Source organism: Microvirga antarctica, assembly GCF_017921815.1.
Taxonomy (GTDB): Bacteria; Pseudomonadota; Alphaproteobacteria; order Rhizobiales; family Beijerinckiaceae; genus Microvirga; species Microvirga antarctica.
Map to the genome: position 1 here is coordinate 401,390 of NZ_JAGEMM010000002.1, position 26,738 is coordinate 428,127.

The window sequence follows — 26,738 nt, forward strand, 5'->3', positions numbered from 1 at the left end:
AGCATGGGACAGCCGATCCGGATCGAGCAGGCGACCAAGTCCTATAACGGCATGGAGGCTCTCTCGCCCACAAGCCTGACGGTCGCCGAGGGAGAGTTCGTCTCCATCGTGGGTCCCAGCGGATGCGGCAAGAGCACGTTGCTGCGGATCGTGGCTGGACTCGACAGTGCCACCAAGGGCCGCGTGTCGATCGGAACCCGGGTTGTCGACAAGCCGGAAACGGATGTCGGAATTGTGTTTCAAAGCCCGGTCCTGCTCGACTGGCGGACCGTTCTCGACAACGTGATGATTCAGGCGGAGGCCCGAAAGCTCCCGCGGGATCTCTATCTCAAGCGCGCCCGCGACCTGCTCGGCGCGGCGGGGCTCGACGGTTTCGAGGGGGCCTATCCCCATCAGCTCTCCGGCGGCATGAGCCAGCGCGTGAGCGTGTGTCGCGCCCTCGTGCATGACCCGGCCCTGCTGTTGATGGACGAGCCGTTCGGGGCTCTGGATGCGCTCACGCGCGACCAGATGATGGTCGATCTCCAGAAGCTGTGGCTGCGATCCCGTCCCACCGTTCTGTTCGTCACGCACAGCGTTCAGGAGGCGGTCTTCCTCGCCGACCGGATCGTGGTGATGGCGCCGCGGCCGGGACGCGTCGAGGCGGTCATCGACGTCGACCTTCCGCGGCCGCGGCGGCTCTCCGTCCGCGGCACCCCAGCCTTCAATGCGATCGTCAACGAGATCCTGCGCCATTTCCAGCGCATGGGCGTGATCCGTGACGACGAGGACGACCAATCGACCCCCCAGGATGCGGAGATGGCACTATGAAGACGACGTTTCGGATAATGGCCGGCGCGGTTGCGCTCTCGCTCCTGAGCGCGAGCGCCGCCTATGCCGCCGACAAGGTGAGCGTGAGGCTCGACTGGAGCTGGTGGCCCGGACAGACACCGATGCTCGTCGCCAAGGAGAAGGGATTCTACAAGGACGCCGGCCTGGAGGTCGATATCCTGCAGGGGCAGGGGTCCAAGACCACCACGCTCGTGGTCGGCGAGAATCGCGATCCCATCGGCCATGCCAGCCTGTCGACGGCGGCGCAGTCCATTTCCGCTGGCGTGCCCATCACGGCGGTCGCAGGATTTTGGCAGAAGGGCCCGATCTCGCTGATCTGTCTTGGCGACACCGTCAAGAAGCCCGCTGACGTCAAGGGCAAACGCGTCGGCTCCACGCCGACCGGCTCCGACGGTCAGGTCCTGCCAGCGTTCCTGCGCGCCAATGGCCTGGACGTGAAGGACATCTCGCTGGTGAACATGCCGGGTGACGCCAAGTTCGCCGCCATCTCATCGGGTCAGCTCGATTGCATCAGCGGCGACGACTACTACTACGCGCCGCAGCTCATCGCGCAGGGCAAGACCGTGTCGATCCTGCGCTATGCGGATTGGGGCGTCACCAACCTCAGCTTCGGCATCATCGTCAACAACACGTTCCTGAAAGACAATCCCGACGTCGTCCGGCGCTTTCTCGCCGCCACGCGCAAAGGGCTCGACTATACCTTCGCCAACAAGGACGAGGCGGTTCAGCTCTTCATCAAGCTGACCGGCAACACGCAGCCGGCAAGCTTTCACAAGAGCGCGCTGGAATCCTATGAGGCGTCCCTCCACACCGCTGGCACCGAGGGCAAGCCGACCGGCGTGATGTCTGCCGGGGATTGGGACTCGATGAACAAGACGCTGGAGCAATATGGCGGGATGACGGGGCGCAAGGACTCGGCGAGCTATTTCTCCAACGCCTTTCTGGCCCCCTAACGGTCGCTTCGCGCGCCGCTCACGGCCTTCATTTTTCGATGACCGCAAAAGCTCGCGCATCACGGCGCGGGCGCCGCGGACGCATGACAGGATTCCAGGATGCTCGAGACCTCGAAAGACACCGGTCATCGGTTCGACGCCATTATTGTGGGCGGCGGACATAACGGCCTGATTGCCGCAGCCTATCTGGGCCGTGCGGGCCTGAAGGTGGCGGTTCTGGAATCGCGCGAGACCCTCGGGGGGCCCTGCGGGACCTATGAATTCATGCCGGGCTACCGCACTGCCTTTACCAACTCGCCCGGCAGCTTCGAGCCGCGTTTCATTCAGGAACTCGACCTTGCCTCCTTCGGGCTCACCTTCGTGCGGACCGATCCGACCGTCGTTCATCCCTTCCCCAGCAAGACGTTTATCGGCTGGCGCGACCGTGACCGGATCGCGGCACAGCTCGATCATTTCGCAGCAGGCGAGGCGGCCCGCTATTTTGCGTTCCTGTCCAAGCTCGAGACCCTCGGGCAGCACCTTGGTACCTCGCTGTTCGCGCCCTCGCCGGACCTCGCAACCATCGCGCGCCATCTCCCGCGCGAACAGGAGAGCCTGTTCAACCGGGTGTTCTTCGGCAGCCTGCGGCAGATCCTCGACGAGGAGCTGCGCTCGGAAGAGGCCAAGGCGCTGCTGGGCATGGTTGCGCTCAACGCGACTTTCACGCCGCCCTCGGCGCCGGGAACAGCGGTCGGTCTGATGATGCGCCCCTTGTCGCTGGCCTCCTCGCCAGCGCTCGACCAGGACGATCCCCGCCGCGCCGCCCTGCGTGGGTCGACCGGCCTGCCCCTTGGCGGAATGGGCGCCATCATCGACGCGCTCGAAGCCTGCTGCCGGCACCATGGCGTTCACATCGCGACCGGCGCGAGGGTCGCGCAGGTCCTTCATCGCGACGGCCGCGTGACCGGCGTCGCGCTCGCGGGCGGCGACGAGTATACCGCACCGGTTGTCGTCTCGGCGATCAATCCTCGCACGTTGTTTGCCGACCTTCTGGACGACGAAGCGGTGGGCGCCGACATCCGCCACGAGGTGGCGGCGGTGCCCATGCGCGGTTCCGCATTCAAGCTCGTCCTCGCCCTCGACGGTCTGCCCCATTATGCCGGCCTGCCGGCCGACGTGTCGTCCGAGCAGGCGGCGGCGGTGCAGTTCCGCATCGCGCCGTCCGTCGACTACATCGAAAAGGCGGTTGCTGACGGTCTTGGCGGGCGATCGTCCCGCGAACCGATCATGTGGGGGTTGATCCCGTCCGTGACGTCGCCGGGCCTCGCTCCGGAAGGCCACCATCTGCTCAGCGTCAATGTGTGGCACGCACCCTATGACCTGCGGGAGGGCGATTGGAGCACAGAGCGGGACGTTTTCGGCCAGCGTTGCATCGACACGCTGACGCAGTTCATGCCCGACCTCAAGGATTGCATCGTCGATCATCGCTTCGTCGACCCTGTCACGTTGCAGGATGAGCTTGGCCTCGTCCACGCCAACATTACCCACGGCGACATGCTGCCGGGCGCCCTGTTCGGCGCACGACCGCACCGGGCGGCTCACGATTACCGCACGCCGCTCAAGGGTTTCTATCTGTCGGGCGCGGGAACGTGGCCGGGCGGGTACGTCACTGGCATTCCGGGCTTCAACGCAAGCAATGCCGTCATCAACGATCTCGCGGGCCAGACGCGCGCGGGCACCTCAGGAGAATAAAATGGAATTCCTCGTCAATATCAAACTGCGCTGGTCGGAAAACATGGACCCGGAGCTTAAGGAGCGCATCATCCACGAGGAGCGCGCGCATGCTGCCGAGCTCATCAAGGAAGGCCGCCTGGTCCGCATGTGGCGGGTCCCCTGCCGTTTCGAGAATTGGGGCATCTGGCGGGCCAAGGATGCCACCGAGCTGCACGAGACCATCACGGGCCTGCCCGCCAATCCGTGGATGCACGACATCGTCGTTCATCCGCTGGCGCGCCACCCGGTCGATCCGATGCGGGACGCAGCGTAAGACCGAAGCGCGGAGGATCGAGCGGTGACGGCGAGCGCAACGCACAGCGACGGCTTGCCGGCACCGCGCCGCTACTGGGCGATGACGGCCGTTGCCATCGCCGTCACCATGGCGGTGATGGACGGGACCCTGATCAACCTGGCGCTGCCCACCATCGCGCGCGATCTTGCAGTCAGCCCGTCCGTGGTCGTGTGGGTTGTCAGCGCGTATCAACTGACCATCGCGCTCTCGCTTTTTCCCTTGTCGGCACTCGGGGAAAAGATCGGCTATCGCCGGGTCTATTGCGGCGGCCTGATCCTGTTCACCATCGCGTCGGCAGCCTGCGCGATGGCCGCAAGTGCGCCCGCGCTGATTACTGCGCGAATCCTGCAGGGGCTTGGCGCGTCCGGCATCATGTGCGTCAACATCGCGCTGATCCGGTTCATCTACCCCAAACAATCCCTTGGCCGCGGCATCGGCTACAACACGCTGATCGTGGCTCTCTCCGCCACCGCCGGTCCGTCAGTCGCCGCAGCGCTTCTTTCCGTCGCCGCCTGGCCCTGGCTGTTTGCCGTCAATCTGCCGTTGGGAATCGCGGCCCTTGCGGTGGGCGCCTGGGCGCTGCCGACCAACCCGCTCTCGTCACGGCGTTTCGACGGCACGGGCGCGCTGCTGACCGCTGTCGCCATCGGCACGCTGGTTCTCGCCATCGACGGCTTCGGCCGCAGTCAGACCTGGACCGCGCCCGCTTCCTTGTTTGCTCTCAGCTTGCTGCTCCTGGTCTGGCTCTATCGCGACCAGAGGGCCAAGCCCCACCCGGTGATTCCCATCGACCTTCTCAAGGTCCGTCTCGTCGGCCTGTCATCCGCAACGGCGCTCGCCTCCTACGTCGTTCAGAGCCTGTGCTACATCGCCTTGCCGTTCTATTTTCATGGCGCGCTCGGATTCGGTCTTGTGGCGGTTGGCGTGCTGATGACGCCCTGGCCGCTCGCCATCGCGTTCGTCTCACCTTTGGCCGGCCGCCTGTCCGACCGCTTCCCGCCGGGTATTCTCGGCACGATCGGGCTGGTCCTGCTGGCGCTCGGCATCGCATCCCTCGTGCTGCTTCCTGCTGATCCCTCCGTCCTGAACATTCTGTGGCGCATGGGCGTGTGCGGCCTCGGATTCGGGTTGTTCCAGGCGCCCAACAGCCGGGCGATTGTGTCCGGCTCGCCCATCCACCGAAGCGGTGCCGCCAGCGCGCTGCAATCGGCGGCGCGGCTCATCGGCCAGACCATCGGTGCCGCTCTCGTGGCCTCCTTGTTCGCCCTCTTTCCCCAGAGCGCCGCCACTGCATGCCTTCAGCTTGCGGTCGTCTTTGCCCTCGTCGCCGCGCTCACAAGTTCGCTGCGCATGAGACCTGCAACGCCGGACGAAGCGGCGCAAAGGTAAGGCAACTCTCGCGGGGTCGGCGCCACTGTCGCGTCCCGACGTGGATTGCCCGCGGGACCGCTATGACGGCATGGCCGAGTCGGCCGGTATTTTGCCCGGAAAGAGGTCCACACATCGGTTGACCGCCATCCAAAAAGCCCCTATTTGAGCGCCACCACGACGGTTGAAGATGACTCCCCCGGGGAGCGAGTCCGCTGAAATATGCGTGCTCATTCAACACCTTCGTTGGGGGATAGTTTAATGGTAGAACAGCGGACTCTGACTCCGCTAGTCAAGGTTCGAGTCCTTGTCCCCCAGCCAATCGATTTCGCCCGCTCAGTCAGTGACTTAGCGGGTTTTTTTAATGTCCAATTTAGGGGCTTTCGTGTTGCAAATGGTTGCAACACGTTCCCTTAGTTTACAAGGGTTTCGCATGTGTTGCATTTTGGTCCATGCAACACGGATGCAACACGGATTGAGCCTAGAAGGACCGATCTTATGTCAGAGATTCCAGAAAATTTGAGGAAGCTGCTTCCGGGCAAGGTCAGTCTCGAACCTTCGCAAGGTGATAATTTCGCAGGGATTGCGGATGCCGTTGGCGGCAGGTTCTGGATCTCTGGATCTGCCCTCGCTGGAATAGGAGGGATGCCGGCGGAAAAGCTCCTCCTTCTACGCCGCAAGATGTGGGAGGCGAACCAAGCGGGGGCCGCGCTCAAGGTCACGAGTGATTATTTGGCGGCAGAGCTTTCGCCGATGCCGTCCTTCTCACGGCGCGTCGACGACCTTCTGGAACTCATGGTTTCGAAAGCAAAACCCCTCACTCGAACAGTGTCCTTCGAGCCGGGCAGTGATACCACAGTAGAAGCAGGGACGATTATTGGCAGCGAGCACGAAAAAGAGCTGATGTTTTTCTTGAGTTACCTACAAAAGAGAGGATTTATTTCTATATCGATCACCAACGGCGTCGCTTTTGCTGGGGTCCAGCCTGAGGCTTTCATATACCGCGAAAGCGAGCAACGGCAGATTTCAAGCTCCACTCGCGCTTTTGTTGCAATGTGGTTTGGCGGCGAAATGAGTGCGGCCTGGCAGGATGGGCTCGAGCCGGCCATCGGAGACGCGGGCTATGAAGCCTTTCGAATTGACAAGCATGAGCATGTGAACCGTATCGATGACGAAATCCTCGCCCAGATTCGGACGTCGCGTTTCCTGGTAGCAGACTTCACGTCGGAGAAAGATAAGCCGCGGGGCGGGGTCTATTTCGAGGCAGGCTTTGCCCTTGGCCTGAACGTGCCCGTGATCTGGACGGCGCATGAGCGCATGGAGAAGGAAATTCATTTCGACACGCGGCAGTACAATCACATCTTCTGGACCGACCCGGCCGATCTGCGCGAAAAGCTTTGGAATCGAATTGTTCGACTACTAGGAATCGGTCCGCTTAAGACGCCCTGACACAGCGGACGCCGTAGGAAGCTTGCTGACGGGCTTTCTGTACTCGGCGGTGGCTTTCTCTGCCCACGCCCTCAATTCCGCCTTGGTGGGCCCCGGAGGGCGTTCCTGGCGGAATTCTTCCGGGACGTCCGGCTCGTGGATTTTCTGGCGCCGGAACCGGCCGTGATTGACCCTCGTCATCGCGAGGCCCCTTCCGCCTGCCGCGCCCAAGGGGCGGCGGTGTGATCGGTCAGGAGGGTCGGCAGGGCCTCCCTCAGTGCGCGATCGGTCCGGATGCGCCCCTTGATCCGAGCGAACTCGGCGCATTCTTCGTCAGAGTGCGGCGGCCCCTCCGACTCCATGAAGGCGAATTTCCTGCCGTCCAGGTCGAACAACAGTTCGACCCGAACGGTCCGAAGGTCGTTCAAAGCCTGGTATGCGTCCGCAAGCGCGGCGCACCTCTCCCGTTCACTGCCAAGGGGGATCATGGCGTGTTCCTTGCAATTTGTATTGAAATCGCTACTGTGTGTTAACGAATATCAGTTAAATCGCTACACACAAGCGAAAAATTGATGAGGTAGCGAAATGTCCCCCGAGCAGTGCAGAATGGCCAGGGCAGGCTTAGGGATCGGTGTGCGGAAGCTTGCTGAGCTGGCAAAGGTTTCAACCAACACGATCACTCGACTTGAGGCTGGCGAGGAACTGAAAGAGCGAACGGTAGACGCCGTTAAGGCGGCTCTCGAAGCCGCCGGCGTCATCTTCATTGCGGAGAACGGGGAGGGGCCAGGGGTTCGGCTGCGGAAAAGGTTGGAAACAGCAAGAACCGATTAACCATCAACGTAACTAATTCCCAGGTGCAATTCAACGGAGGGACACAACCACACCTCGATAGTGTAGGAAGAGTACAACTCAGATGCCTAGTTCCGTTTATTCGGTTCCACATATCACATGGCCTTTCCTTACCCCCTCGATATCTGGCAGGCATTTGTCAAGAAGCCAAAAACTGTATTTGGTTGGCCTGACTGGGACGAGGGTAAGCTGTCGCGAGAGAGCAAAAAGGACGCTCAGAGAGCCGGAAGGCAGCCGTTTTACTCTGAGGATGCCGAACGGCTGACCCTGCGCGTATTGCTTGACGATGGTTCTGGGGCTGCCATTGAAGGTGCGGGCGTTCGGATTATGGTTTGGAAGCATCACCTTCTGCGGGATATGACTGCCATCTTGGAAATATCCCATGAGGGAAAATCTCTTTGCATCAGTAGGGTCGACGTTGCTCCGACTTCGCCTCACGCCAATAAGCACTGGCGTCGCTTCAACTGCCTCCCAGAGATTGCAGGGTCGCACCACCACCCTTTTTACGAGAACGCCCTTCTCGGCCGTCAGGCGTTCCCACCCGAGGGAAACCTCCAGGTAGCCGTTCCCATTGACGAAGAGCCTCAATCCTTTAGAGATTTCATGAAGGTCGTGGGAACTGCATTTAATGTTCAGGGCTTAGAAGACCTCAGGCGTCCACCTGTCCAGGAGAGCATGCTGTGATCTCCACCGAAATTTCAACCCGAGCCGTGAGCTTCACAAAACCGGATCTGTATGCGGTCGCTGACGAAATTGCTCGATCCCTTGCGTTCACTAAGGGAGCCGGCGAGGCGCCGCTAATTGTGACGCCGCTGCTTTATCCTGGCGGTTCACGTGTGGTGCTGAGCCTGCGACAGCATCCCCGCGGCTTTTTTGTGAGTGACGCCGGCTATGGGGCTAGAGAGGCCGAGCTTCTCGGAGGCTCCCGTTTATTCGCCAGAATCGCTCGCGAGCAGGCCGTGATCAACGACATTCGTTTTGATAGCGATTTGATTTTTGATGTTGACGTGCCGCGGCAGGCTCTAGTGACGGCCGCTATGGTCGTCGCAAATGCGTCCAAGACTGCGGTCGAGCTTACGGCTTTTCGGCTAGCGGAGCGTCGAAACGAGACTCAACTTGAGGACCTGTTTGGACGTCTGGAATCGGCTTTTGGCGTTAAGAATGTTGTTCGCGACGCGGAAGTAAATGGAGCAGCCTCAACGTGGAAAGTTGATGCCCTCGTGCTTCACCCCGAGAGGCCCGCGATTCTTGAAATGGTCTCGGCGAACGCAAATTCGGTCAACGCGACGGTCACTAAATTCCTTGATATCAGCCGCAGTCATGACGCAGATCGGTTGATCCGGTTTTCCGTCTTAGCAAACAGGGACAAGACGCCGCACATTGGGGTTTTGAGCGCAACGTCTCGCCTCGTGACCGTCGAAGCTGCTCCAAAGGCAATCGCCGCATAGGGAATACCGGCCTTGTCCTCGTTCAAGCAAAGGCCACCGCTGCGTTTTTGGAAGCGAGGGTGTTCGCGGTGTGAACGCCCCCGAAGGACTCAAGTTCTCCGATGTTCGACTTGATGGTGCGCCCACGCCCACGGACGACCGCATTGGCGGACGCGGCGAGGACGCCAAACTGCCCACCCTTTGAGCCGGGGTTTCGCTGCTCAACAGCTAAACCGCCGAATGATGAAAGTTCGTGCCGGTTCGGAGCGATACGTTTTGCCGGATATGCGTCGGGTTCGCCATCCCTGTCGCCGGTAGGCGACGAAGACCGTTATGATGTCGGCGCGGACCTGTTTGGCGCGGTCAGCGCGGGAGAGCATGCAAATTGGGAGGGACTGTTCTTCATTCAAGAGGAACATGGCGACCTCGCGGTTCGCCCCCTTCCCGGCTTGGATCACTGCACGCTTGGTGTGCAATGATCCGAAGTTCTCAAGCTCCTGCCTATTCGTCTCGATGAGCCCTCGGATATTTGTGGGCCGAGCCATCCCAAGCGCCGCCGCCAGATCTGTATCGAGCACCCGAGGCTCGTTCTCGATCAGCCATAGGCTGTCGATCGTGATGATGGCCGGCATGGTTCACGCTGCGCGTGAGCCATGCGCATCCTCTGCCCCAGGCCCAACGGCAACTGATGGTCAGCTCGCTCCCTTAGGTTCTTTCGTAGTGCGAAATAACCTCCGGCTCCGAGACCTGTATTAATAGGGCAAACCGGAATGAATTTGAGACCTCAGGAGGTTTGCCCGCGGCGAGGGCAAACCTGGGCATTTGCCAGCCCTTGGGTTCCGGAAACTGTAGGCACTGCCACCAGTTTTCACCTCGCGGGTGAAAAGACGGCCGCTCGAACCGGGGTTTGCCGGCGAAGACGGTAAACCTCGAAGCCCTCGCCATCTCGTTGAGAAAGTGGGCAATGGCGGGCCGGCCACCTTTGGTTCCGGAGTTTGTCGGCCTCGCCATCAAACTCCCGAAACTCTCCAATTCGTTGACAAGGAAAGCGGTCCCAAGGCGGCCCGCTCCAGAGTGAATTATCGGCGCGGCCGATAAATCTCCGAAGCTCTCCAATTCTTTCCGGTTTTTGTTGATGAGCGTCCGGACATCGGCTCGGTGAGCAGAGACGAGGGTGTCGCGCTATACGACACCCCCAAAACTCGCGTGCTCGACACTGACCTGGCGGCGGCGGCGCTTGGAATGGCTCAGCCAGCCGATATCCGGCGCGTCATCATCGCGAATGAGGCAGAGCTGGCGTCACTCGGCATTAATCGCGTCAAGCGCGATTAATGCCGCGTTTGATCCGCGAGTTGATCGAGCGGACCCCAGCTGAGACTTAAAGCGAAGGGGCTTGTCGCAAGGCATGGCAAACCTCCGGCACCGAGGGCAGCCAGCCGTCACAAAGGCAAGGACTCAGCGACCTCCAACTGGGGGAGACGAGGCCCGGCGGTACATCCGCGCCGGGCCCCGTCCGGCGGTCCTCACGGTGGACCAAGCTGAATTGGTTTCCCTCCCGCCTTGAAAGGCGGGAGGGAGCAGCATCGCGACCCTTGACCCTTGATATCACGGCCCCTGCGCGGCGCAGGGAGGGTCGCGGTCTTGAGCGGGCGAGCTGCGGCGCCCCCACGAGTTGCCGCGCAGAATTATCAGGCGCCAGGGTTCAGGTAAGCGCTCCGGAACTCGACGACACCGCAACCGAAGGTGAGCAGCGCTCGGAACTCTTGGCCAAGCGTGGTCCATCCTTCCTTCATGGACAGTTGCGGACCCTCGTTGCCCTCAAGATACGCAACTTCGATGCACGGCAGCTCGGCAGGATCTGCAAACAGCCGCCAGGCATTCCCGGTAAATCGCGGCTCGACGTGCAGCGTCAGCCGACCGGCGAACGGATTGACGTGGTCCGATTGCGTGGCGGCTATCGTTGCAAGGATCTGCTCGGCCGCAGTTTCCAATGCCGGTCCGACGACCAAGTGCCGCGGCGACACGTTGATGAGCGACTTGCCGTCGATATCGGTTTGCTCGCGCATCGCCTGGCGGGCCTGCCCCAGGCTGTCAATCGAAAGCGGAGCACCCGAGGGAGCCCTGTTGCGGTGATCGGCATGGAACAGGGGCTTGTTGTCCCAGAGGGTCGTTCCGTTGCCGCCGTTCGTGAGAAACAGGTCCGCAAGCAGGTCGGCTTCCGTCGCCGCCGCGCCCCTACCGAAGGCGCTGAGGGCGTCACCGAATGCCGACAGATCGTCATTCACGAGGGCGCGGCGGGTCAATGCGAAGATGCGCCCGTAGTCGTCGATCTTGTACCGGGGCCGGCTTTCCTCGACCCGGCTGCCGTGGCGGATTTCGCCCGACTCGTTGACTTTGAGAAGGCGCGGGGGCTCGGACAGGTTGATGCCCGTCACATCGCGAAAATCGACCCTCGTGCGTCGCCGTGCCAGAGCCTTCAAGGGGCTTTGAGCGACCTTGTACGAATCGGCCAGCACGCGATTGCCGGCAGTATTCAAGAGCGCCGGGAAATCGCTCGTCGAGTGCATTCCCCGGGCCATGATCCTCTCGGCAAGCTGGTCGCGGCCGAGCCAGGAAACGCGCTCGCCACGCGCTTGCAGCAGAGCGGACCCGAGTTCGAGAAGGCTACGGCCCGCATACTCGCGGGCGGGGCCCTCTGGGGCCGCGCCGCTCATCCGTGAGACCAACGCTCCCGTGATAGCCGTTTGCAACGTCTCGTCGGAATCCTGTCGACCAAACTCGACGCTGGTATGTACCGCAGAAATGCGGATCTTGTCGGCGTCTGCAGCCAGCTTGTCGAAGGCGAGCTGCCGGAAGTCGGAAAGCGACGTGTTGTTGCGGATGGCAGACTGGATCACCTCGTCGTCGAGGCCAGCCTTGCGGCCGATGAACGTGATATCCGCCGTGCGCTGGCGTTCGGCCGCAGTCGTCGTTTCAGTTTCAAGCATCTGGCTTTTCCTTGGAAGTGTGTCGGCCGATCGCACGCCCGCGTGCGGATCGGCAGGAACGGAGACGAGCGAGACTTCGAGCAATTCCCAGGCATCGGCCCGGTAAACGTCGTCATCCTCACCGGTCTCGGACAGGATCAGTTTGTTGATGCGATAGCCGACGGAGATGCCCGTCAGCTCTCCGCTCGACACCTGACGCTCGGCCGCGAGGCCCGCATCGCTGTCGGAAAACCGAATGGTGCCGACGAGAGCGCCGTTCGCGATCCGCGCATCGGTCACGACCCCGAGGACCGCATTCCGCTCAAACTGGTTGTGGTGGTCGAGAAGCCGCACCTTGCCCAGGCCGACGCGCTGCAGGTTGATGGCGTCGTCGCGGATCGCCAGCTCTTCCCAGCCGAACCAGCGCCGCACCCGATAGCCTGTCGCAAAGACGGCCTCAATTGTCCGGTCTTTCTCGTTGTAGGAGCGTGGCGTCAGACTTTGCGCCGCGACGTAGCGGCTTTCGATCTGGCCTGGAGTCCAGCCTTCGGGAGCGTGACGAACGTTTTCGAGAGCGGTGCTCGGCATCGGCTTGGCCTCAGACTCCAAGGGCGTCTGTCAAGTCGAGGATTCGCGCTCGCTCACGGAGCTCCCGAAAACTCAAACTTGCATTGACGCAACCGAATGCGAGGGCGACCGCATCGCCAGAGGCCGGCGCGTGCTTGGAGAATGCGGACAGGACATCGGCAAGGGAGCCCGATAGGTGGCGACGACCTTCTGGTGCGTCCTGGACGAAGGCGATCCAAAAATCTGGTTCATCCTCCGAACGGGTCAGGAGTTCGAGAGCACCGGCATTGAAAACGAGCTTCGTCGCCTGTCGGAAGCTGATTCCAAGGCCACGTTCGATATCGAGCGCGAGTTTCAGGCAGAACGAATCTTCGAGATCGAACTTGGCCCACTTTCGACCGCCTAGATCCTTCACCGGCAGGAGAGCCGCATCCGACGTTGATTCGCGCGCTCGCCGGCAAAGGCTGTCCCACCAACCGTATTCCCGTTCAACCAGAGCCAGCAGTTCAGTTGTGCCGATCATGTCGCAATCCAAAATTCGCTATGTGACGAAATATATAGAACGCACCGTGAACTTCGTCAAGCGACGAATTTTCTGAGGCTGAATCAAATCAAAATGGGATTTGGCGGTGTCCGAATACGTTCAAAAACCGGGGGGAAGGTCCCCCGCTGGGGAGGGGCGCGCGGGAAGGACCCAGCCACCCGGGGGGGTGGGCGGCGACAGGGTGACAGCCTGCGAGCGGCCCCCAGGGCTGCGAGCGAGCAGGCTGGTGGTGATCCGGCCTGGCGTGAGGCTGGGCATATCTCGATGGGGATTGCGAATGATCAAATCGAAGAAACAGGCGTCTCGCTGGAACGCGTCGGCCGGGCTCTGGCGGCCCTTGAGGGCACGCCCGCCCGCCGCTCTCGTTGGCCCGTGTTCTTCAATGTGTTCTATCAAAGTGTTCTGGAGGAACTGGGCTTCCGGTTTAAACCGGCAATGGGCTTCCGGTTTAACCGGCAGTGGGCTTCCGGTTTGGACATAGTGCGAACCGGTAGTTGATTGCCGGTTTAACGCAACGTGAACCGGAAGCTGGTTGCCGGTTTGGATTGCCTCAGCCGCGGACCGGCTGCCACAAGATCCAACCGTAACAATTCAGGTTGCCTTTGCCCTTTTTGCCACGGGCCAGGTGGCCAAACTCGACCAGCTTGCCAATCTCTTCACGGATGGTGCGCTCGCTCAGTCGAACCTCCGCTGACAGTGTTGCCTGTTGTGGCCACGCGAGCAGGCTCTTGCTGTTGACGTGCTGCGCAATCGCAAGGCCGACCATGACTGACGTGGGCGTGAGCCGCCCATCGAGGCGAATCTGGTCAATCCACCGCAGCTTCGCGACAACGAACGAACTCGCCAGACGCTGAGAAGATGGGACGGGCGGGGCACTCGACAGCGCCGATCCGCTTGAGGGTTCGACTTCATTCCCGATGCGGTGGATACGTTCGGTGGCCGCTCGACGGAAAGCATGACTCATGCGGCGCCCCCGGGCGTGAGCACTTGCCGCCAAAGCTCCGAACGGATGGCAGCCTCATACGCCCGGCGTTCTCCGAGGATCGCCGTCTCTGAAACGCCCGCTTTTCGCAAGCGCGACTCGAGGCGGGAAAGCTGATTCTTGAGATGGCTCTCCGCGACAGAGGCGGTTGTCGAAGCCATGTAGCCCGCAGTTTTCTTGATGAGACTTCGCCGGCGCGTCGCCGGGAAGGGATAAATCGTGGCCGTCATAGATCAGGCCCCCGCAGCGTCGCGCGTGGCTGTTTCGCCTCCCGAAACAGCGCTCCGCTCGCGGCTCTCAATCCATGCCATCAGAGTGCTTTTCCGAGCGCAGATAACGGTGCCAAGCCGAAAGACGGGCAACTCGGCCTTGTCTGCGAGGTGGTAGATCTTGCGGCGCTTTCCGGGGTCATCAAACATGAACCGGGCAATTTCGTCTGCGCCTTCGAGAAGGTCACCCTTGATCGTGTCACGCTCAGATATCAGCACGCGATCCTCCAAAGATTAAGTGTAAACTTACGCTATAACGTGTTAATTATGAAAAATTTTGAGGTCAAGTGTAAACTTGCACTAGATATGGAATCGTATAGCTATAGGCGGCCGCGTTTAAGAAAGACTCGGAATGTATGGATACGCAGAGTTGGAAACTGCCCTTGCCCACATGCATGGAGCCGGGCCCGAAGTTCAGCGCGGCGCTTTTCGCGGGCGCCTGAAACACCTCCAGCGCTTAGGTCTCCCCCTGGGAGATAAGCCTGGTAAGGGAAAACGGATCAAGTATTCAGAAGGACAAGTTTGGCAACTTGCCCTCGCCCTAGAACTCGCACAATGCGGGGTTGATCCCGTCACAATCGTTAAGATGATTCAACAGTGCTGGGACAAGATATTTCTTGATGCAATGAGAGAGGCCGCCCAATCGTCCAAGCGCTCCGCTGATAGGATCTTGATACTGACGGTTGGCATGATGTCGGCATCGTGGGAGCCTGCGGACGAAAGCCTGGCAGGACTCCGAACCGCAGGTTGGCAAGTGGGATTGGGCCACGTTTCGTTTTCGCTAACAGGCGAGAAACGCAGAGCGCTCATGATCAACATCGGCGACACGCTCCGACAATTGAACGCACAATTGACTGCCCCCGCAACGAAGGAATGAGGCAATGGCTTCTATCCGAAAACGAACGCTCCCAAGCGGCAAGGCCGTGTGGTTGGCTGATTACGTCGACGGAGCGGGAAAGCGTCGCTCGAAGCAGTTCATACGGAAGGCGGACGCCGACGCGTTCCTGGTGCTCGCACGCGGCCAGGTGTCAGCGGGCGTCCACGTTGCCGAGTCGCAAAGTGTGACGGTGGGCCAGGCGGCCGATCTCTGGCTGAAGCACGTCGAAGAGAGCGGGCTCGAACATTCAACCGTCCTGCACTACCGGCAGCATGTGAACGAACACATTCGGCCTCTTGTCGGCGGCCTGAAACTGACGACGGTCACAACGCCCCGGGTCTATGCGTTCATCGATGACCTGAAGGCGAAGGGCCGTTCTGCCGAAACGACCCGCCGCGCGGTGCAATCCCTTGGGCGCATCTTCCGATTCGCCAAGGGCAGGGGATTGGCCGGTATCAATCCGGTGGCGGACGTGACCATGCGCGTCTCGAAACGGGGCAAGGCTCGACCGGAGATTCCGACCAAGGAAGAGCTGAGGGCGATCCTTGGCGCGGCGGCGGGAAGGTGGCGGCCGCTCATCGTCACGGCCGTTTTCACGGGACTGAGGGCGTCGGAGCTTCGCGGGCTACGCTGGGCCGATGTCGACCTTAAACGGGCAGTCCTGACCGTCTCGCAGCGAGCGGATGCCTGGAAGAGGATCGGAGCCCCGAAGAGCGAGGCCGGGACCCGCGACGTCCCCCTGGCTCCGATGGTCGTCAACACGCTCAGGGAATGGAAGCTCGCCTGTCCAAAAGGCGACCTCGATCTCGTCTTTCCGAGTGGGGCGGGACAGGTCGAGCATCATCCCAATATCGTGAATCGTGGCTGGGCGCCGATCCAGATCGAGGCCGGTGTCGCCACCTATGAGGACGGCACCGACAAAGAGGGGAAACCGATCAAGATTGCGAAGGCCAAGTACAACTTTCATTCTCTCCGGCATGCGGCCGCCTCGATGTTCATCGAGAGCGGCATGAACGCGAAAAGGGTGCAGACTGTCATGGGCCATTCGTCGATCCAGGTGACGTTCGACGTCTACGGCCATTTGTTCAGCGACGATGAAGCGGACCAGCGCGCAATGCGCGCGATCGAGGAAAGGCTTTTCAGCTAATGTTGCAACACGGATGCAACACGGTCAGGTCAAAGCCTTATGGCGTAACGCTTCCGAGAGTTCTCTGACTCCGCTAGTCAAGGTTCGAGTCCTTGTCCCCCAGCCAATCGATTTCGCCCGCTCGGTCAGTGACTTAGCGGGCTTTTTTCTGGCTGGACCGTCGACCCGTTCCTCCGTTGGCGGGGTGCCGTGGTCAGTCTCTGACCTGGCAGAACTTGCGGATGCCGGGGGCGGAGTCGCCGAAGGTGGCGTTGTCGCAGGGGACCCCGTCCCGGAAAACGCCCTCGGCGAAGCGGCCGGCGGCGCCGTAGCGGACGCGCATGCGTCCGCGGAACTCGCAGAAATCATTCTCGCGTGCGCAGGTGCGCCAGCCCCAACGTTCATCCGGGCGTGGCCTTTCTGCGTCGGACCATTCGTCATCGCCGGTCGGTCTCCCGTGGCGCGGGCCGTCGGGGCGATGGTGGGGTCGGGGGGCGTCCTCGAAACCACCGTAACCGCGGGCGATGTAAGCGCACCGCTTGGGAATTCCCGGAGCAGGGTCGCCGAAGACCTGATTGTTGCAGGGAATGCCGCGCTCGCCCACGTCGCGGGCCGCATCGCGACCGGGCACCCCGTAGATCACGCGGGTCGGGTAGGGCACCCGGCAGAACCCATTCTCCGGCGCGCAAGGGACCAGGCCCTGGGCGTTTGCAGGCGGGGCCCCGACGAGGCTTGTGCCGAGGGTCAGGGCAACAATTGCAAGAGCAAGACGAAACATGAACCGGTCTCCGACATCAGGATCTCCCGATAGCAGCCGGAGAGTTAAAGACGTCATAACATTGCATAAATGGCGAATCGTCTAGCGCAGCGCCGATGCATCCAGGGGCGCAACCTCGGGCGTGGCCAAGAGATCGGAACGAAACGGGATAACGCGCGTTCGCAGCGATGACCTCCTACATTCTCGTTCTGGCGGCCTTCGGCGCCCTCGTTCTGCTGACCGCATGGCTGCCGATGCTGCTGCGCGAGGCGCCCCTGTCCCTGCCGATCGTCTGCGTCGCCATCGGCATGGCGCTGTTCTGGCTGCCCGCCTTGCGTGGAGCGATGCCGCATCCTGGCGAGCACGCGACAATTGTCGAACACGTGAGCGAATTGGTGGTCATCATCTCGCTGATGGGCGCCGGCCTGAAGATCGACCGGCCTGCCGGATTTCGGTCGTGGCGGGTGACATGGCGCTTGCTGGCTTTCGCGATGCCGCTGACCATCGCCGCCATCGTGATCCTCGGGCATTGGCTTCTCGGGCTCGGTGTGGCCACGGCCTTGCTTCTCGCCGCATCGCTTGCCCCCACCGATCCGGTTCTGGCAAGCGACGTGCAGGTGGGGCCGCCCCAGACCGGCGAAGAGGATGAGACCCGCTTCGCGCTGACGTCGGAAGCGGGTCTCAACGACAGCCTCGCCTTTCCGTTCGTGATGGCGGCCATCGCGCTGTCGAAAGCGGGCGAGAGCGGAGCGGCGTGGTTCTGGCAATGGGCCGCGGTCGACGTGGTGTGGCGTCTCGCCTGCGGTGTCGCAATCGGCCTTGCGGCCGGCGCGGCGCTTGGCTGGCTTCTGTTCCACATGCCAAACCGCGCGCGGTTGTCGCGAACGGGCGATGGGTTCGTCGCCCTCGGCGTGACCTGCCTGGTCTACGCGGTCACCGAAATGGTCCACGGCTACGGATTCGTGGCGGTGTTCGTCTCGGCGCTCGCCATGCGCGCCACGGAACGCAATCACCATTATCACGAGAAGCTCCACGATTTTGCCGAACAGCTCGAACGGCTCCTCATGATGGTGGTCCTCGTGATGCTTGGCGGCATGGTGACGAGCGGCGAGTTGTTGCGCGGGCTGACCTGGCAGGCGGTCGCATTCGCAGTGATCGTTGTGTTCCTGGTCCGCCCCATCGCCGCCTGGGTCAGCCTTTCCCGTGTGGGCTGTCCCGCCTCCGAGCGCGCGGTGATCAGCTTTTTCGGCATTCGCGGGATCGGGTCGATCTACTACTTGGCGTATGCCCTGACGCGAGGCGTGTTTGCCGAGCCGGACCTGCTGTGGAGTACCCTTGGTCTCGTGATCCTCATCTCGATCCTGATCCACGGCGCGACCGTGACGCCCGTCATGCGGTTCCTCGACCGCCGAATGGCCGAGGGGACGACGGAACGGGAAGCCCTCGCTATGGGTTCAGACCTTGCAGGCGTTCGCACCGGCGACAGCCCTCCGCAAGGGCAGCCGCGCGCGGACAACCGGGTTCATTGATTGTTCAAGTTCATCGGGTCAGGATCGCCCATGAAAAGCCTTCCGGATTCGGCGGGCAGGAGAGTTGGAATGATGAGGTCAAGGCGTTTGGTTCTCGGTACGGTTGCGGCGGTCCTCGCCCTCGGTGCCGTTGGCGCGACGGCGGCGCCCCTGCCGGCATGGCCGGTGGAGATTGCCCCTTCCGCACAGACAGTGCAGTTCTTCTTCGATGACGATCCGCCGCCGCCGGTCTATTACGGTCCGCCGCCGCGTCGCTACTATCCGGATTACCCGCCGCCGGCCTATTATCCGCCGCCGCCGCCGCCGGCCTACTACCCGCCGCCGCCCCGCTACGGCAATCCTCCGCCACGCTACGGCAATCCGCCGCCCCGGTACGGCAATAATTATCCGCGGCGTCCGCCATCCTATTACACCAAGGACCAGGTTCGCGCCTGGAACCGGGCAAACGGGTTCTGAGCGAGTTTTTTCAGTCGTCGAGAGCGCCGCCTTCGGGCGGCGTTTCCCGTTCGGCCCTCAAGGCTTCTTCTTCGGCCGCGTCGTCGCGGTCCCGGAGAATGCGCTCATAGCGATCGAGCGCACCCTGGAGAATGTAGGCAGCCGCCATCTTGTCGACCGACTCCGCCCGCTTGGCGCGGGACGCATCCGCATCGAGAAGCGTGCGGGTGACGGCAACGGTCGACAGCCGCTCGTCCCAGAACAGGATCGGCAGCCCCACCAATCCTTTCAGATTGCGCACGAAAGCGCGCGTCGCCTGCGAGCGCGGCCCCTCGGTGCCGTCCATGTTGAGCGGCAGGCCGATGACGAGGCCGCCCACATCATAGCGGGACAGGAGCCCCTTGATGCGCTCGGCGTCGGCGGTGAACTTCACCCGCTTGAGGGTTTCCAGCGGCGTTGCAATCCGGCGCTCCACATCCGACAGGGCAAGCCCGATGGTCTTCGTGCCCAGATCCATGCCAACGAGGCGGGCGCGGGGAGCCAGGCCATCAATGAGGGCGATCAGATCCTTGTCGCTGTCGTTCACCGAATTTCCCTCGGGCCCCTGTGGCCGGCGCCGCGGTTATAGCCAATTTCTCTGCAATGCCCTAGCTCAACGGGGCAATTTCAAGCGAGGACATCATGAAGATCACCTGGTTCGGTCATTCCGCTTTCCGGCTCGATTTCGCCGACAAGGTCGTGCTCATCGATCCGTTCTTTACCGGCAATCCGGCATTCTCGAGCGATGTCGCGACGGCGTCGAGCGGTGTGACGCACATTCTCCTGACCCACGGTCATGGTGACCACGTGGGCGATGCGGTGTCGATCGCGCGGGATAGCGGCGCGACCATCGTCACCAATGCCGACCTCTGCGGGTTTCTCGGTTCGCAAGGAGTGGAATCGCTGGACTCGATGAACACCGGCGGCACCACCGATCAGGGCGGCTTCACCGTCACCCTGGTACGGGCCGACCATTCCGCGAGCCTCACCGAAATGGGAGCCGCCGGGCCGGTCGGGAATGCCAACGGCGTCATCGTCAAGGCGCCGGGCGAGCCTACCGTCTATCACATGGGCGACACGGATATTTTTGGCGACATGGCGCTGATCGCCGAAATCCATCGCCCGGACGTGGTGATCGTGCCGATCGGAGATCGCTACACCATGGGCCCCGATGTGGCGGCGCTCGCCGTCAGGCGGTATTTCCAGGTCAAGGCGGCGATCCCGTGCCATTACGGCTCGTTCCCCGGGCTTGAGCCCAATGCCGACCGTTTCGTCGCGGCCCTCGAGGGCAGTGGGGTTCAGGTGGTGGTGCCCCACAAGACCGTGGGCCTGCGCATCTGACATTGCGGCTCACGGCGCCCCGGTGCTATAGCCCCCGCAACATCAAAAGGGTTGGCGATCCATGTCGGTCGATGAGAAAACGGTTCGCCGCATCGCGCATCTGGCGCGCATTGCGGTGACGGACGAAGAGGTTCCGCACCTTCAGGGCGAACTCAATGCGATCCTGTCGTTCGTCGAGCAGCTCAACGAAGTGGATGTGGATGGCATCGAGCCCATGACATCCGTCACGCCGATGACCATGCGCAAGCGCCAGGACGGGGTGACGGACGGGTATTGCGTGGACAAGATCCTGCTCAATGCCCCCGCCGCCGAGGACAACTTCTTCCTGGTGCCCAAGGTGGTCGAATAAGAGAGCCGCCCTCCCGCGCCTGCTCCGGCCGGTTGCCGGGGCGAGGCCTTCCCGTGAACTCTCCATGACGCTCCCGGATCGCTGCCGTCGCCGGGATGACGAGGATCGAACGTCGTGACCGAACTGACCCATCTGACGCTCGCCGAAGCCCGGGATGGCCTGAAGGCCAAATCCTTCTCGGCCGTCGAACTCGCCACCGCCCATGTGGCGGCCATCGCGCAGGCGCGGGCGCTGAACGCCTATGTGCTCGAGACGCCCGAAAAAGCGCTCGCCATGGCCAAGGCCTCGGACGCGAAGATCGCCGCCGGCACTGCGGGGCCGCTCGAGGGCATTCCGCTCGGGATCAAGGACCTGTTCTGTACCGAAGGCGTCGTGTCCACCGCGGGCTCCAACATCCTCAAGACGTTCAATCCGCCCTACGAATCCACGGTGACGAAGAACCTGTGGAACGACGGCGCGGTCATGCTGGGCAAGCTCAACATGGACGAGTTCGCCATGGGCTCGTCGAACGAGACCAGCGCCTTCGGGCCGGTCGTGTCGCCGTGGCGGCGGACGGGCTCGAATGTCGGCGCTGCCGGGGCTGGGGGAATCGAGGGGACGCATCTCGTCCCGGGCGGCTCCTCCGGTGGCTCGGCATCGGCCGTTGCGGCTCATCTGTGCCTGGGAGCGACGGCCACCGATACGGGCGGTTCGATCCGCCAGCCGGCGGCCTTTACGGGCACCGTCGGCATCAAGCCCACCTACGGGCGCTGCTCGCGCTGGGGAACGGTGGCCTTTGCCTCCTCGCTCGACCAGGCCGGACCGATCACCCGCACGGTGCGGGATTCCGCCATCATGCTGCGGTCGATGGCAGGCCTCGACCTGAAGGACACCACCAGCGCGGATCTTGCGGTCCCCGATTTCGAGGCTGCCGTGTCCCGTGGCGTCAAGGGCCTCAAGATCGGCATTCCGAAGGAATATCGGGTCGAGGGCATGTCCCCCGAAATCGAGGCGCTCTGGAGCAAGGGTGCGGAATGGCTGCGGGACGCCGGCGCCGAGATCGTCGAAGTCTCTCTGCCCCATACGAAATATGCGCTGCCGGCGTATTACATCGTGGCACCCGCCGAAGCGTCGTCTAACCTCGCCCGTTACGACGGCGTGCGCTATGGATTGCGGGTTCCGGGGCGCGATATCGCCGAGATGTACGAGAACACGCGGGCCGAAGGCTTTGGTCGCGAGGTCAAGCGCCGGATCATGATTGGCACGTATGTGCTGTCGGCGGGCTATTACGATGCTTACTACGTCCGGGCCCAGAAGATCCGCACCCTGATCAAGCGCGATTTCGAGGACGTCTACGCGAAGGGCGTCCACGCCATTCTTACGCCCGCCACTCCGACAGCCGCTTTCGGCATCGGCGAAAAGGGCGCGGCCGACCCGGTCGAGATGTATCTCAACGACATTTTCACCGTCACGGTGAACATGGCGGGTTTGCCGGGAATTGCGGTTCCGGCAGGGCTTGATCCGCAGGGGCTCCCCTTGGGGTTGCAGCTGATCGGGCGGGCCTTTGATGAGGAAACGCTGTTTGCTGCCGGACAGGTGATCGAAAACGCCGCCGGACGGATCGCGCTGCCCTCCGCCTGGTGGGCGAAGGCATGACCCCACCGGTCATTCCCGCCGCCGTCTGGCTGCTCGCGGCGTTCGACCCAGTCCTCATCGCCATCGCGGTGATCCTGGGCTGGAAGGCGGATCAATTCGGCAAAGTGTTTATCGCCGCCATTGCGGCCTTGGCCGGATCTGTTCTCGTGTCCTGGGCCATCACCGCCACGGGCCTGCCCTGGATTGCGCCGATCGGCGGCGACTACCCGACGCTTTATCCCGTCAGGACGATAGCGGCGCTTGCCTGGGCGATCGTCGGCTATGCGGCGCGCCGGGCGTTCGCCCGTTCGTAACCAAAAAGGGCCCGATCGAAATCGGGCCCTTGTCGCATAGCGTTGTGGTCGAGGTTACTGCGGCGCCGGGGTCGCCGGAGCGGCCGGAGCCATCGGAGCCGGCGCCATGGGGCTCATGGGAGTCGTGGGCGCGCTCGGATTTGACGGGATCGTCTGGGTTTGAGGCGTCGTGCTGCCGGTGGTGCTTACGTCCCGGGCGCCGCCGTCATAGAACAGGAACGCCAGAAGGCCGAGCGCCACAACAAGTCCGCCGATCAAGTAGGCTAGAGTGTTGGAACTCCGGGGTTCGGTCTCGTAAACGTTGGTTTCGCGATTAACGACGTTGGGATCGCGGTCGATGGGATCGATGGCCATTATCATCTCCTTCGTCTGTTATACAGGCTCAACGTTCAATTCGCCGTGAGGTTTCAAATCGGCTTGGCCTTTTTGCCTTCCGAGTTCCAAATGGCTCTTCAATTAAGCTTGGCGGCGCGCCTGGACTGTCAGGGTTCCCGCCGCGCAAAGGGGGTTGACCCCGACACGCGATGGCACTTACTCCGGGCTTGAAATGCACGATAAAAGGGCGCGAGGCGCATGAACGCTCCAGTCAATTCGAAGAAGCTGATCAAGGGCGCGACCGGCGATTGGGAAATCGTCCTCGGCCTGGAGATTCACGCCCAGGTCAATTCACAGGCCAAGCTGTTCTCGGGCGCCTCGACGGAATTCGGGGGTGACCCCAACAGCCACGTCTCGCTGGTCGATGCGGCCATGCCCGGCATGTTGCCGGTCATCAACGAAGAATGCGTGCGGCAGGCCATCCGGACCGGTCTGGGGCTCAATGCCCAGGTCAACCTGCGCAGCACCTTCGACCGCAAGAACTACTTCTATCCGGACCTGCCGCAGGGCTACCAGATCAGCCAGTTCAAGAGCCCGATCGTGGGCGAGGGCGAGGTCATCGTCGACGTCAGCGACAACGAGACGATTACGGTGCGCATCGAGCGCCTGCACCTTGAGCAGGATGCCGGCAAGTCGATCCACGACCTGCACCCGACCCTGAGCTTCGTCGATCTCAACCGGTCGGGCGTGGCCCTGATGGAAATCGTGTCCAAGCCCGATATGCGCTCGTCTGAGGAGGCCAAGGCCTTTGTGACGAAGTTGCGCACCATCCTGCGCTATCTCGGCACCTGCGACGGCGACATGGAGAAGGGCAACCTGCGCGCCGACGTGAACGTGTCTGTCCGGCGTCCGGGTGAGGAGCTCGGCACGCGCTGCGAGATCAAGAACGTCAATTCCATCCGCTTCATCGGCCAGGCGATCGAATATGAGGCGCGGCGTCAGATCGGCATTCTGGAGGATGGCGGCTCCATCGACCAGGAGACCCGCCTGTTCGATCCCGGCAAGGGCGAAACGCGCTCTATGCGCTCGAAGGAAGAGGCGCATGATTACCGCTACTTCCCGGATCCCGACCTGCTGCCGCTGGAATTCGATCAGGCCTATGTGGACGACCTCGCCCAGCACCTGCCCGAATTGCCGGATGCCAAGAAGACGCGCTTTATCGCCGATTACGCGCTGACCGCCTATGATGCTGGCGTCCTCGTCGCCGAGCGCTCCTCGGCGGACTTCTTCGAGGATGTGGCCAAGGGCCGGGACGGCAAGACGGCGGCCAACTGGGTCATCAACGAGCTGTTCGGGCGCCTGAACAAGAAGGGCGAGGATATCGCGGCCTCGCCCATGTCGGCAGCCCAGCTCGGCGAAATCGTCGATCTCATCGGCGAGGGCGTGATTTCGGGCAAGATCGCCAAGGACCTGTTCGAGATCGTCTACAACGAAGGCGGCGACCCGCGCCAGATCGTCGAAACCCGCGGCATGAAGCAGGTGACGGATACGGGCGCCATCGAGGCGGCGATCGATGCCATCATCGCGTCCAATCCGGAAAAGGTCGAGCAGGCGAAGGCCAAGCCGACCCTGCTGGGATGGTTCGTCGGGCAGGTGATGAAATCCACCGGTGGAAAGGCCAATCCACAGGCGGTCAACGAGCTGCTGAAAGCCAAGCTCGGCATCGAGTGAGGAGATCGCGACGATGATCGAGGCTCCGCAGGCACCGGCCCTTGCGCTCCGGCTGGCGCGTGATGACGATTCGCAGGACCTCTTCGGGTTGCTGTCGCTATGCTTCGCCGATTATCCCGGCTGTTTTGTCGACCCCCATGAGGACCTGCAGGATCTGCGGGAGCCGAGCCGGGCCTTTGTCCAGAAGGACGAAGCCTTTTGGGTTCTCGAGGATGAACGCGGTCGGGTCTGCGCCTGCGTGGCGATCGGGTTTCCGGAACCGGGGACTGCCGAGCTGCACCGGCTCTATGTCCGCCCCGATCAGCGTCGTCGGGGCCTTGGCGCCCGTCTCGTCGCTCATGTGGAAGCCTATGCGCGCGATCGCGGGGCCGTCCGGATCGTTCTCTGGTCGGACACCCGCTTCTCAGCGGCGCACCGGCTCTACCAGTCTCTCGGCTATGGCCTGCAGCCCGGCGAGAGGCCGATCGGCGACATTTCGGGGACGGTCGAGTTCCATTTCCAACGGGACTTGTGATCCGCCTGGTGGCGGGGCGCGGCCCGTGGGGCTTGCCCCGAACGTCCGCTTAAGCGACCCCGAATGCGTCCGCATAGCGGTTTGCGATCCGCGTCTGCCACAGGCAGAGCACTGGTGTGACGACCAGTTCCATGACGAGGCCGCCGATCATGAACAGGGACGGCAGGCCGGTCAGCGCGAAGGCTGCGAGCCGCGCAAGGCCGCCGATGACGATCAGAAGCGTGAGAATGCGGAAACGATCGGTCCGGATCTCGATCCGGGGCACGGTCGTCCAGAACAAGACGCCGATGCCCAGGAGCAGGCCGGAGAGAAACCGGAAATGGCTCTCTGCCGAAATGCTCACCGAATCTCCCGTCAACGCTTGCCCGAAGAGGACGCCGTAGAGGCCTGTCGCCACCGGAATGAGGGCTGCCAGCGCCACGGCCTGCTGCAGGCGCCGCCGTTCCTGTTCCAGTTTCGTCATCCGTGGTCCTCCTGCGCCGATTTTGATCCTTCCGGACAAGAGATCAATCCTTGCCGTTTGAACACCTCGTTTTTCAACCATATGCCGCGCACCGTTTGCGGCGATGCTTTGCGCACCGCGACCGCGCGTCTATAAGCCTGCCAGCAGGGGAGAAAAGCGTGACCATCCTGGACATCCGCGAGGCGATGCCAGCCGATCTGGAAGCCATCATCCGCCTCCATGAAGAGGATGACCTTGGCGCCCATGGCGATGTGTGGACGGCGGAAAACCGGCTCTCCTACGAGCGGGCTTTCGAGGCGATCGCGCGCAGCCCCGACAACCGGTTGTTTGTCGCGGTCGAGGAGGGTGTCGTCGTCGGCACGTTCCAGATCACCTTCATTCCAAACCTGACCGGACGTGGCGCATTGCGGGCCAAGGTGGAGAGCGTGAAGGTGAAGGCGAGTCGGCGCTCGACCGGCATCGGTGCGAGGATGATGGATTTTGCCGCCACCGAGGCGCGCGCCCGAGGTGCGAGCCTGCTGGAGCTATCGTCCAACAAGGCTCGCAAGGACGCGCACCGCTTCTATGAGCGCATCGGCTATGTGAGGTCGCACGAGGGCTTCAAGAAGGCGCTCTGAGACCGGCCATGACGACGCCTTCCGCTGCTCGGAACTGCCCGCAGATGTCTCTGCTCAGGCCTTCACTGCTTTCAGGCGGGTGTTGCAGGCGCTCCAGAACTTCGGCCACGTCGTCGCCGCCTCGGTTTTTCCCGCGGCCTTTGCGGCTTTCCACTCCGTGCTGCATTGGGTCATGCGCTCACGCGCGGCCTTCTGCCCGACGGTCAATTCCTTCGCGGGCTTCTCGGCGCTTTCCGCCAGCGCGCTGCCGAGCGGGGCGATTGCGAGGGCGCAGGCGAGTGCGGACCGTAGAATTCGTTTCGTCATATGTTTCCCCTAAAGCGCACCCATGGTGGACGGTGCTCGAGCAAACATCCTGCGCAATGTTAAAACATTCAAGCATTAACGCGCAGCCATGCGTTCTATCCACCGCATTTGCGCGCGGGGAGAGGGTGCCGCAATCCATCGTTTTGCCCTAACGTCGCAATTCGCGCCCGATCGTGAGCC

Annotated in this window: 33 protein-coding genes and 1 tRNA gene; 23 read left to right on the forward strand and 11 right to left on the reverse strand. The window is 62.4% G+C overall.

The annotated features are described in order from the left end of the window. Positions 1–3 precede the first annotated feature (3 nt). From J4G32_RS09245 to J4G32_RS09275, 7 genes are all read left to right on the forward strand, one after another. Positions 4–810, forward strand: coding sequence for an ABC transporter ATP-binding protein (locus J4G32_RS09245; RefSeq protein WP_210486448.1), 807 nt, complete (start codon positions 4–6; stop codon positions 808–810). Continuing rightward, complete coding sequence (locus tag J4G32_RS09250; RefSeq protein ID WP_210486477.1) at positions 807–1,784, forward strand: ABC transporter substrate-binding protein; 978 nt, start codon at positions 807–809, stop codon at positions 1,782–1,784. Before J4G32_RS09245 ends, J4G32_RS09250 begins: the two co-directional genes overlap by 4 nt. 99 nt (positions 1,785–1,883) lie before the next feature. Next, positions 1,884–3,515 carry a phytoene desaturase family protein gene (locus J4G32_RS09255; RefSeq protein WP_210486513.1) on the forward strand — a complete coding sequence of 544 codons (1,632 nt, stop codon included), beginning with the start codon at positions 1,884–1,886 and terminating at the stop codon, positions 3,513–3,515. A gap of 1 nt (position 3,516) precedes the next feature. Next, positions 3,517–3,810, forward strand: a complete 294-nt coding sequence (locus J4G32_RS09260; protein ID WP_210486536.1) for a muconolactone Delta-isomerase — start codon at positions 3,517–3,519, stop codon at positions 3,808–3,810. Between the two features lie 24 nt (positions 3,811–3,834). Continuing rightward, positions 3,835–5,220 carry an MFS transporter gene (locus tag J4G32_RS09265; RefSeq protein WP_343232621.1) on the forward strand — a complete coding sequence of 462 codons (1,386 nt, stop codon included), beginning with the start codon at positions 3,835–3,837 and terminating at the stop codon, positions 5,218–5,220. 226 nt (positions 5,221–5,446) lie between these two features. After that, positions 5,447–5,520, forward strand: a tRNA-Gln gene (locus J4G32_RS09270). A 177-nt stretch (positions 5,521–5,697) separates the two neighbouring features. Then, on the forward strand, positions 5,698–6,648 hold the full coding sequence (locus tag J4G32_RS09275; RefSeq protein ID WP_210486556.1) for a hypothetical protein: 951 nt from the start codon (positions 5,698–5,700) through the stop codon (positions 6,646–6,648). 176 nt (positions 6,649–6,824) lie between these two features. Here J4G32_RS09275 and J4G32_RS09280 read toward each other — a convergent pair whose 3' ends face one another. Next, positions 6,825–7,115, reverse strand: coding sequence for a hypothetical protein (locus J4G32_RS09280; protein WP_210486576.1), 291 nt, complete (start codon positions 7,113–7,115; stop codon positions 6,825–6,827). A gap of 97 nt (positions 7,116–7,212) precedes the next feature. Between J4G32_RS09280 and J4G32_RS09285 the strand changes: the two genes are divergently transcribed. The 3 genes from J4G32_RS09285 to J4G32_RS09295 all read left to right on the forward strand — a co-directional run bounded on the left by J4G32_RS09285 (position 7,213) and on the right by J4G32_RS09295 (position 8,924). Then, complete coding sequence (locus J4G32_RS09285) at positions 7,213–7,458, forward strand: helix-turn-helix domain-containing protein (protein WP_210486592.1); 246 nt, start codon at positions 7,213–7,215, stop codon at positions 7,456–7,458. Positions 7,459–7,575: 117 nt separating this feature from the next. After that, the gene (locus tag J4G32_RS09290) at positions 7,576–8,160 is read left to right on the forward strand and encodes a hypothetical protein (RefSeq protein ID WP_210486616.1); all 585 of its coding nucleotides are present in this window, start codon (positions 7,576–7,578) and stop codon (positions 8,158–8,160) included. Beyond that, the gene (locus tag J4G32_RS09295; RefSeq protein ID WP_210486630.1) at positions 8,157–8,924 is read left to right on the forward strand and encodes a hypothetical protein; all 768 of its coding nucleotides are present in this window, start codon (positions 8,157–8,159) and stop codon (positions 8,922–8,924) included. The genes J4G32_RS09290 and J4G32_RS09295 overlap by 4 nt, the downstream gene beginning before the upstream one ends. Before the next feature lie 200 nt (positions 8,925–9,124). Here the strand turns inward: J4G32_RS09295 and J4G32_RS09300 are convergent, their stop codons facing one another. After that, a complete protein-coding gene (locus J4G32_RS09300) occupies positions 9,125–9,535 on the reverse strand; it encodes a hypothetical protein (RefSeq protein ID WP_210486649.1) in 411 nt (136 codons plus the stop codon). A gap of 526 nt (positions 9,536–10,061) precedes the next feature. On the opposite strand from J4G32_RS09300, the gene J4G32_RS09305 reads away from it, so the two are divergent. Continuing rightward, a complete protein-coding gene (locus tag J4G32_RS09305) occupies positions 10,062–10,235 on the forward strand; it encodes a hypothetical protein (protein WP_210486653.1) in 174 nt (57 codons plus the stop codon). A 356-nt stretch (positions 10,236–10,591) separates the two neighbouring features. On the opposite strand, the gene J4G32_RS09310 is transcribed toward J4G32_RS09305, so the two are convergent. Together J4G32_RS09310 and J4G32_RS09315 are read right to left on the reverse strand one after the other, a co-directional pair. Next, positions 10,592–12,457, reverse strand: coding sequence for a prohead protease/major capsid protein fusion protein (locus J4G32_RS09310; RefSeq protein ID WP_210486669.1), 1,866 nt, complete (start codon positions 12,455–12,457; stop codon positions 10,592–10,594). Positions 12,458–12,467: 10 nt separating this feature from the next. Further along, positions 12,468–12,959, reverse strand: a complete 492-nt coding sequence (locus J4G32_RS09315; RefSeq protein WP_210486686.1) for a hypothetical protein — start codon at positions 12,957–12,959, stop codon at positions 12,468–12,470. 285 nt (positions 12,960–13,244) lie between these two features. On the opposite strand from J4G32_RS09315, the gene J4G32_RS09320 reads away from it, so the two are divergent. Then, positions 13,245–13,478 (forward strand): hypothetical protein, encoded by a 234-nt coding sequence (locus tag J4G32_RS09320; protein WP_210486711.1) that lies wholly within the window; start codon positions 13,245–13,247, stop codon positions 13,476–13,478. Positions 13,479–13,530: 52 nt separating this feature from the next. On the opposite strand, the gene J4G32_RS09325 is transcribed toward J4G32_RS09320, so the two are convergent. Both J4G32_RS09325 and J4G32_RS21755 read right to left on the reverse strand, forming a co-directional pair. After that, complete coding sequence (locus J4G32_RS09325; RefSeq protein WP_210486742.1) at positions 13,531–13,944, reverse strand: helix-turn-helix domain-containing protein; 414 nt, start codon at positions 13,942–13,944, stop codon at positions 13,531–13,533. Then, on the reverse strand, positions 13,941–14,192 hold the full coding sequence (locus tag J4G32_RS21755; RefSeq protein ID WP_246504933.1) for a DUF6074 family protein: 252 nt from the start codon (positions 14,190–14,192) through the stop codon (positions 13,941–13,943). The genes J4G32_RS09325 and J4G32_RS21755 overlap by 4 nt, the downstream gene beginning before the upstream one ends. A 409-nt stretch (positions 14,193–14,601) precedes the next feature. Here J4G32_RS21755 and J4G32_RS09330 point away from each other — a divergent pair, with 409 nt between their 5' ends. After that, a complete protein-coding gene (locus tag J4G32_RS09330) occupies positions 14,602–15,108 on the forward strand; it encodes a hypothetical protein (protein WP_210486764.1) in 507 nt (168 codons plus the stop codon). Between the two features lie 4 nt (positions 15,109–15,112). Continuing rightward, positions 15,113–16,255, forward strand: coding sequence for a tyrosine-type recombinase/integrase (locus J4G32_RS09335; protein ID WP_210486809.1), 1,143 nt, complete (start codon positions 15,113–15,115; stop codon positions 16,253–16,255). Between the two features lie 193 nt (positions 16,256–16,448). Here J4G32_RS09335 and J4G32_RS09340 read toward each other — a convergent pair whose 3' ends face one another. Beyond that, a complete protein-coding gene (locus tag J4G32_RS09340) occupies positions 16,449–17,012 on the reverse strand; it encodes a hypothetical protein (RefSeq protein WP_210486837.1) in 564 nt (187 codons plus the stop codon). Between the two features lie 167 nt (positions 17,013–17,179). Here J4G32_RS09340 and J4G32_RS09345 point away from each other — a divergent pair, with 167 nt between their 5' ends. After that, positions 17,180–18,520 (forward strand): cation:proton antiporter, encoded by a 1,341-nt coding sequence (locus J4G32_RS09345; RefSeq protein WP_210486900.1) that lies wholly within the window; start codon positions 17,180–17,182, stop codon positions 18,518–18,520. Positions 18,521–18,589: 69 nt separating this feature from the next. Beyond that, positions 18,590–18,976 carry a hypothetical protein gene (locus tag J4G32_RS09350; RefSeq protein WP_210486923.1) on the forward strand — a complete coding sequence of 129 codons (387 nt, stop codon included), beginning with the start codon at positions 18,590–18,592 and terminating at the stop codon, positions 18,974–18,976. Between the two features lie 10 nt (positions 18,977–18,986). Here the strand turns inward: J4G32_RS09350 and ruvX are convergent, their stop codons facing one another. Further along, complete coding sequence (gene ruvX, locus J4G32_RS09355) at positions 18,987–19,541, reverse strand: Holliday junction resolvase RuvX (RefSeq protein WP_343232622.1); 555 nt, start codon at positions 19,539–19,541, stop codon at positions 18,987–18,989. A gap of 95 nt (positions 19,542–19,636) precedes the next feature. On the opposite strand from ruvX, the gene J4G32_RS09360 reads away from it, so the two are divergent. The 4 genes from J4G32_RS09360 (at position 19,637) to J4G32_RS09375 (ending at position 22,612) form a co-directional block, all read left to right on the forward strand. Continuing rightward, complete coding sequence (locus tag J4G32_RS09360) at positions 19,637–20,335, forward strand: metal-dependent hydrolase (protein ID WP_210486943.1); 699 nt, start codon at positions 19,637–19,639, stop codon at positions 20,333–20,335. A 61-nt stretch (positions 20,336–20,396) separates the two neighbouring features. Further along, a complete protein-coding gene (gene gatC / locus J4G32_RS09365) occupies positions 20,397–20,684 on the forward strand; it encodes an Asp-tRNA(Asn)/Glu-tRNA(Gln) amidotransferase subunit GatC (protein WP_210486962.1) in 288 nt (95 codons plus the stop codon). A 114-nt stretch (positions 20,685–20,798) separates the two neighbouring features. Further along, positions 20,799–22,319: an Asp-tRNA(Asn)/Glu-tRNA(Gln) amidotransferase subunit GatA gene (gene gatA, locus J4G32_RS09370; protein WP_210487045.1), complete on the forward strand. Its 1,521-nt coding sequence runs from the start codon at positions 20,799–20,801 to the stop codon at positions 22,317–22,319. Between the two features lie 56 nt (positions 22,320–22,375). After that, entirely contained in the window at positions 22,376–22,612 is a 237-nt protein-coding gene (locus J4G32_RS09375; protein WP_425515508.1) for a hypothetical protein, read from the forward strand. Positions 22,613–22,666: 54 nt separating this feature from the next. On the opposite strand, the gene J4G32_RS09380 is transcribed toward J4G32_RS09375, so the two are convergent. Further along, complete coding sequence (locus J4G32_RS09380) at positions 22,667–22,966, reverse strand: hypothetical protein (RefSeq protein WP_210487095.1); 300 nt, start codon at positions 22,964–22,966, stop codon at positions 22,667–22,669. Positions 22,967–23,185: 219 nt separating this feature from the next. On the opposite strand from J4G32_RS09380, the gene gatB reads away from it, so the two are divergent. Together gatB and J4G32_RS09390 are read left to right on the forward strand one after the other, a co-directional pair. Further along, positions 23,186–24,658 carry an Asp-tRNA(Asn)/Glu-tRNA(Gln) amidotransferase subunit GatB gene (gatB, locus tag J4G32_RS09385; protein WP_210487126.1) on the forward strand — a complete coding sequence of 491 codons (1,473 nt, stop codon included), beginning with the start codon at positions 23,186–23,188 and terminating at the stop codon, positions 24,656–24,658. 13 nt (positions 24,659–24,671) lie between these two features. Continuing rightward, entirely contained in the window at positions 24,672–25,172 is a 501-nt protein-coding gene (locus J4G32_RS09390) for a GNAT family N-acetyltransferase (protein ID WP_210487154.1), read from the forward strand. Between the two features lie 49 nt (positions 25,173–25,221). On the opposite strand, the gene J4G32_RS09395 is transcribed toward J4G32_RS09390, so the two are convergent. Next, positions 25,222–25,626, reverse strand: a complete 405-nt coding sequence (locus J4G32_RS09395) for a DUF4345 domain-containing protein (RefSeq protein ID WP_210491246.1) — start codon at positions 25,624–25,626, stop codon at positions 25,222–25,224. Between the two features lie 167 nt (positions 25,627–25,793). Between J4G32_RS09395 and J4G32_RS09400 the strand changes: the two genes are divergently transcribed. Beyond that, positions 25,794–26,252 carry a GNAT family N-acetyltransferase gene (locus tag J4G32_RS09400; RefSeq protein ID WP_343232623.1) on the forward strand — a complete coding sequence of 153 codons (459 nt, stop codon included), beginning with the start codon at positions 25,794–25,796 and terminating at the stop codon, positions 26,250–26,252. A 54-nt stretch (positions 26,253–26,306) separates the two neighbouring features. On the opposite strand, the gene J4G32_RS09405 is transcribed toward J4G32_RS09400, so the two are convergent. After that, positions 26,307–26,558: a hypothetical protein gene (locus J4G32_RS09405; RefSeq protein ID WP_210487170.1), complete on the reverse strand. Its 252-nt coding sequence runs from the start codon at positions 26,556–26,558 to the stop codon at positions 26,307–26,309. Positions 26,559–26,738 lie beyond the last annotated feature (180 nt).